The 5,692-nt window shown below is 46.5% G+C and carries 3 protein-coding genes; all 3 read left to right on the top strand.

The annotated features are described in order from the left end of the window. Window positions 1-211: 211 nt before the first annotated feature. The gene (locus QHH26_13610; protein ID MDH7482986.1) at window positions 212-2,290 is read left to right on the top strand and encodes a tetratricopeptide repeat protein; all 2,079 of its coding nucleotides are present in this window, start codon (window positions 212-214) and stop codon (window positions 2,288-2,290) included. Then, entirely contained in the window at window positions 2,287-4,611 is a 2,325-nt protein-coding gene (locus QHH26_13605) for a tetratricopeptide repeat protein (GenBank protein MDH7482985.1), read from the top strand. Before QHH26_13610 ends, QHH26_13605 begins: the two co-directional genes overlap by 4 nt. Window positions 4,612-4,633: 22 nt before the next feature. After that, a partial coding sequence (locus QHH26_13600; protein ID MDH7482984.1) for a glycosyltransferase family 39 protein occupies window positions 4,634-5,692 on the top strand: 1,059 nt, incomplete at its 3' end.

The following is a 5,692-nucleotide window of genomic DNA, read 5'->3' as shown; positions in this document are numbered from 1 at the left end:
CACAACAATCTAGCGGTTGCGTTGTATTACAAGGGACGGTATGATGAGGCTTGGGAGGAGGTAAGGTTATCGCGCAGATATGGAGTATCTCCCGATGCAAGTTTTTTGAAGGCGCTTTCGGAGAAAATGCCGGAGCCGTAGAGTTACTGTTGATTTAAGGGATTGTGACTGGTTGGAGATATCTTTTAGGGTTGGGTCATAGGCAACTGATATGGGCAAGTTTTCAAAGAGGAAGTTGGACTACACTCTCATAATTATTTTCTTTCTAGCGCTGGGCACGTTTGCCACTTTTGCTCAGGTGCTCAGGCACGAGTTCATAAATTTGGATGATAATGTCTACGTGACGGAGAACCCACAGGTCTTGCGAGGACTTTCCCTCGATAGCGTCAAGTGGGCATTTACTGCCATTTATAGAGCAACCTGGCAACCGCTGATATGGCTTTCTTATATGCTTGATATGCAGGTTTATGGATTGAGGCCGATGGGCTTCCACCTGACAAACGTCATTTTTCACATTGCTAACGTGCTTCTGTTATTTCTCGTTCTCAATCGTATGACCGAAAAAGTATGGAGAAGCGCACTAGTTGCCGCTCTTTTTGCCGTCCATCCGTTACATATCGAGTCAGTTGCATGGGTTGCAGAAAGGAAGGACGTCGTTAGTACTTTTTTCTGGATGTTTACGATGTGGGCGTATGTCAGATATGCCCTTTTACCTAAGGTCAGCACCTACATCCCGGTGGTTGTTTTCTTTGCATTAGGTTTGATGGCAAAGCCAATGCTTGTCACCCTTCCTTTTGTGCTTCTTCTTCTTGATTATTGGCCCTTAAATCGTATAAGACCCGCTCGGGACTTGCAGTTCGGAAAGCCTTCAAAGGTAATTGGAAGGCTTGTTGTCGAAAAAATCCCACTTTTTGTGCTTGCGTTGGCTTCGAGTGTGCTTGCGGTTGTTGTGCAGAAAAAAGGAGGAGCATTGAGCTCCACTGAACTTGTGCCGGTTGGAGTACGAATAGCAAATGCGCTTTATTCGTATTCTGCTTATATTGTAAAAACTATTTGGCCCGTAAAGCTTGCAATTTTATATCCACATCCAGGCGACACACTAGCCATTTGGCAGGTTATCGGTTCGGCGGCACTGCTCATAATACTTACGATTTTTGCGATTCTACTTGCAAAGGCTGGTCGTCAATTTGTAGCAGTTGGGTGGCTTTGGTTTGTGGGTACGCTTTTGCCGGTGATAGGCATTGTGCAAATCGGCCCTCATGGGATGGCTGATCGTTTTACTTATATTCCCCTGGTTGGGCTATTTATGATAGCTGCTTGGGGAATACCTGATGTGATTTACTGTCAAAATAACGAATTATCGGCAGAAAATACCAGGTCGAGGTTCTCATATCCAACTGTTATTCCATTCTGCGCTTTAGTTGTCCTGGCGGCTTTGATTATATGTACGCAATTCCAGCTAACCTATTGGAAGAATAACACAACGATATTCGCTCGTGCTCTTGAATGTACCAGATGCAATTACTTAATGCAAAACAATATGGGACTTAGTTTTGCCGCCCAAGGCAAGTATGAATTGGCTATCAAACATTATGCTAGAGGCCTGGAACTTCGGCCTGATGACGCCCAGTTGAACAATAATATGGGTGTGTCGTTGGCGGATCTTGGCAGAATTGATGAGGCGATGACATATTACCAGCGGGCAATTGAACTTGATCCAAAATACGCAATGGCGCACAATAACCTTGGAATCGCACTAGCGCAAAAAGGTCGCTTGCAGGAAGCTATTGAACATTATGAGGCTGCCATCAGGCTTAACCCAAATTTTGCAGAGGCGCACAATAACCTGGCAGTGGTTCTAATCTCTTTGGGGAAGACTAATGAAGCTTTGGGGCACTATTTGGAGGCAATACGGATAAATCCCACCTACGCCAGTGCTCATATTAACTTAGCAAATGAGCTTGCAAAGTTGGGACAGTTAGACAACGCTGTTGAACACTACCGCGCGGCAGTTCAAATTCAGCCAGAGAATCCAGTGCCTCATTACAGATTAGCAAACATACTATTTAAGCAGAGGAAGTATAATGAAGCCATCGAAGAATACCGAAAAGTTCTGGAGCTTGTGCCTAAACTTGCGGCGGCGCATAATAATCTGGCGGTTGCGCTATATTTTGTTGGTAATTATGCCGGTGCTTGGGAGGAAGTGAAGCTTTCTCGAAAGTACGGCGGAAAAATACATCCTCAATTTCTTCGTGCGCTCTCAGAGAAAATGCCGGAGCCTAAGCAATGAAGAAGTCATCTAAGTGGCCTGCTCATTGGAAAATTGCCATTGTTCTGTTTGCCATAACCTTGGTTGCTTTCTGCCGGGTGCTAAGAAACCAGTTTATAAACCTCGATGACCCGGAGTTTATTCACAACAATCCTTTTGTGAGGAGCGGGCTAACATACGCCAGCGTAGCATGGGCATTCAAGACGACACACACTGCGAATTGGCACCCATTAACTTGGATTTCGCACATGGTTGATGTTGAGTTTTTTGGATTGAATTCTGCGGGGCATCATCTCACAAGTTTATTGGTGCATGCTGTAAGTGCAGTACTCTTGTTTCTTGTTTTATATAAGGCAACCTTTGCAATTTGGCGAAGCGCATTTATTGCGGCTTTATTCGCTGTTCATCCATTGCGTATCGAATCAGTTGCATGGATTGCAGAGAGAAAGGATGTGCTGAGCACAGCTTTTTTATTGCTTACAATACTGGCGTATATTCGATTTGTCCAATCTCCTTGTATAAAAACTTATGTTCCCGTAGTCGTTTTTTTCGTGCTTGGTCTAATGTCAAAGCCAATGCTTGTCACATTGCCTTTCGCGCTGCTGCTATTAGATTACTGGCCCCTTGGCCGTACTCCATTAAATCGTTGCTCGTTAATTGATATGCCTACCAGCGGAGCGAGGAGACTCGTGTTAGAGAAAATTCCCCTGTTTGTCCTGTCTGCCTTATCTTGCATTGTTACATATCTCGTCCAGAGGGAAGAAGGTGCAGTAAGGGATTTGGCTCAATTCTCGTTGGGCGTTCGGATAGCGAATGGAATCGTGGCTTATGTCGCCTATATTGGAAAAATGCTGTGGCCAGCAAAGCTTTCGGTGTTCTATCCGCATCCAGGGCGAAGTCTCCCTATATGGGAAGTCATCATGTCGGCGCTGGTTTTGATAGGAATTACTTTCTTTGTGCTCAGGCTGGCTAGGAGGGCGCCATACCTCCCAGTTGGCTGGTTTTGGTACCTCGGAACCCTAATTCCAGTCCTAGGTCTTGTCCAAGTTGGCGGAGCGGCAATGGCTGATAGGTATACATATGTTCCTCTAATTGGCTTGTCCATTATTATCACATGGGGATTGCCTGAGCTGGTCGGGAGCACTCGGCAAAGTGATAGGTTGCCGACGGCCAACACCGGAAATAACGCTTCCTCATTGCCCCTTGGCTGTAAACTGACGTCCGTTTCTTTGTTTTCTAAGTCTGACGTTCTTCCATTCGCGGCTGGATTGGCAGTTGTTGCATTGATGATATCTACTGCGGTCCAACTGGGATACTGGAAAAACACATTCACTCTATTCGAGCGGGCGCTCGCAGTGACAGCGAGAAATGCCGTTGCACATGGGCAACTTGCTGTTGCTTTGGAGGCTGAAGGTAAACTTGACGAGGCGTTGGAACATTACCGACAGGCCGTCCGTGTAGAGCCAAGAGATTCAATGGCTCGGTATAACCTGGGTGTTGCGCTGGCGAAGATTGGAAGGACTGATGAGGCGATTGAGGAGTACAACGAAGTGCTTCGCCTAAATCCCGAGCATGTAAGCGCACACAATAACCTGGGGCTTCTCCTTCTCGACCGCGGCAACGTGAAGGAAGCTATACACCACTTCAGGGAGGCTCTAAGAATTGATCCCAATTTCCCGGAAGCCAGGAACAATTTGGCTAATGCATTGGCTGGCGGCGGCAATGCACAGGAAGCTATACAAAAATACGAAGAAGCCCTTGAGGCTAATCCTAATGACGCAACTGCTCATTATAATCTAGGTGTAGTTCTGGCTGGAAAAGGCGAGACCGAAGAAGCAATTAGACACTATCTTGAGGCGGTCAGACTGAGGCCAAATTATGCTAAGGCTCACCTAAATTTGGGGCTTTTGCTTGAACAGCAAGGGCGAACGGACGAGGCGGCAGAGCATTTTGCGAAGGCATTGCAAGCTGACCCCAGGTGTGCAGATGCCCACAATAGCCTTGGTATTATACTTGCAAAGCAAGGCCGCCTTGACTTGGCAAAGGTACATTTTGATAGCGCCGTCCGCCTCGACCCAAATAACGCGCAGGCGCATTTCAACCTGGGAAATATATTCGGCGCTCAAGGTGAGCAAGACAAGGCGTTGCGTCATTTTACCAAAGCAGTGGAGTTGAAACCGGACTTTTCGCAAGCGCATTTTAACTTGGCAGTTGCGTTGTTTCATAAAGCTCGGTATGCTGAAGCATGGAAACATGTTCGCCTTGCGCAGAAGTATGGGTTCGAGCCGAATCCTGCATTCCTCCAAGCCCTGAGTGCAAAAATGCCCGAGCCAAATAATTGAAAAGCAAGAGGACAATGCAAGAATGTCTTCTGAAAGCAAACGTAAAGGCCCCAAGTCAAAAATAGCTCTTTTTTCTTCAGCCATTGCTAGCAATCAGATTGTTCAGCTGAGCCTTGTTGTGGTCCTAGCAATCGCAATTCGGGTTGTCTACCTTCTGCAATACAAGGCGAATGCCCCTTACTATTCGATTATGATTGTGGACTCACGTTACTACGACGAGTGGGCTCAGCGAGTTGCTGCGGGAAAGGGATATGGTCCGATGCCATTCTACATGGCACCGCTATATCCGTATTTTCTGGCGATTTTGTATAAGATTTTTGGCCATAATTTTACTCCAATATACATCCTTCAGGCGGCCCTCGGCATAGTCAATGCCTGTCTTGTTTACGTTTTGGGAAGAAAGCTTTTTGGCCATCTATCTGGCTTGATTGCAATGTTGCTTATCCTCTTTTATGCTCCGCTTGTATACCTTGAGGCTAAAATTCTCACTGAAACGCTGGCGATTGCTATTAATCTGTGTTCTATACTGCTTCTAATGCGTGCGATTGAACGGCCCAGCGCCGGCAGATTCCTAGGAGCAGGCATTTTACTTGGGGTGAGTGCTGTCTGCCGGCCGAATTCACTAATAACAATTGGACTATTTATTGCATGGCTTTGGCTTTTTGGCCGTCGGATGGCTAGGTTTTACACTCGCCAACTTTTTCCTCTTATCATTGGTGTTGTGCTTGCGATTGCACCTGTTACAGCGAGGAATTATTTCATCGGGAATGACTTGGTGCTCATTACGTCAAATGGCGGGATTGTTTTTGCTCAGGCAAACAACGAAGCCGCTAATGGCGTATCTTCTGCAATGGCTGGCTTCAGTGCCTCAATAATGACCCAGCAACAAGAGGAGATGGCAATCGCAAGTAGGGCACTGGGCCACCAGGTGAAACCTTCGGAATCGGCGGCCTTTTGGTTTCGCCAGGGGCTTACTTTTATTAGAGACCACCCTGGGCGTTTTATTAGGCTTCTAGCACTAAAACTTCTCTGGTCTTTGCATGACGTCGAAGCACGATGTAGCTTCAATGTCTACCTTGAG

The sequence above is a fragment of the Armatimonadota bacterium genome (assembly GCA_029907255.1).
Lineage (GTDB): Bacteria > Armatimonadota > UBA5829 > DTJY01 > DTJY01 > JAIMAU01.
This window is presented reverse-complemented; position numbering and strand designations above follow the sequence as displayed.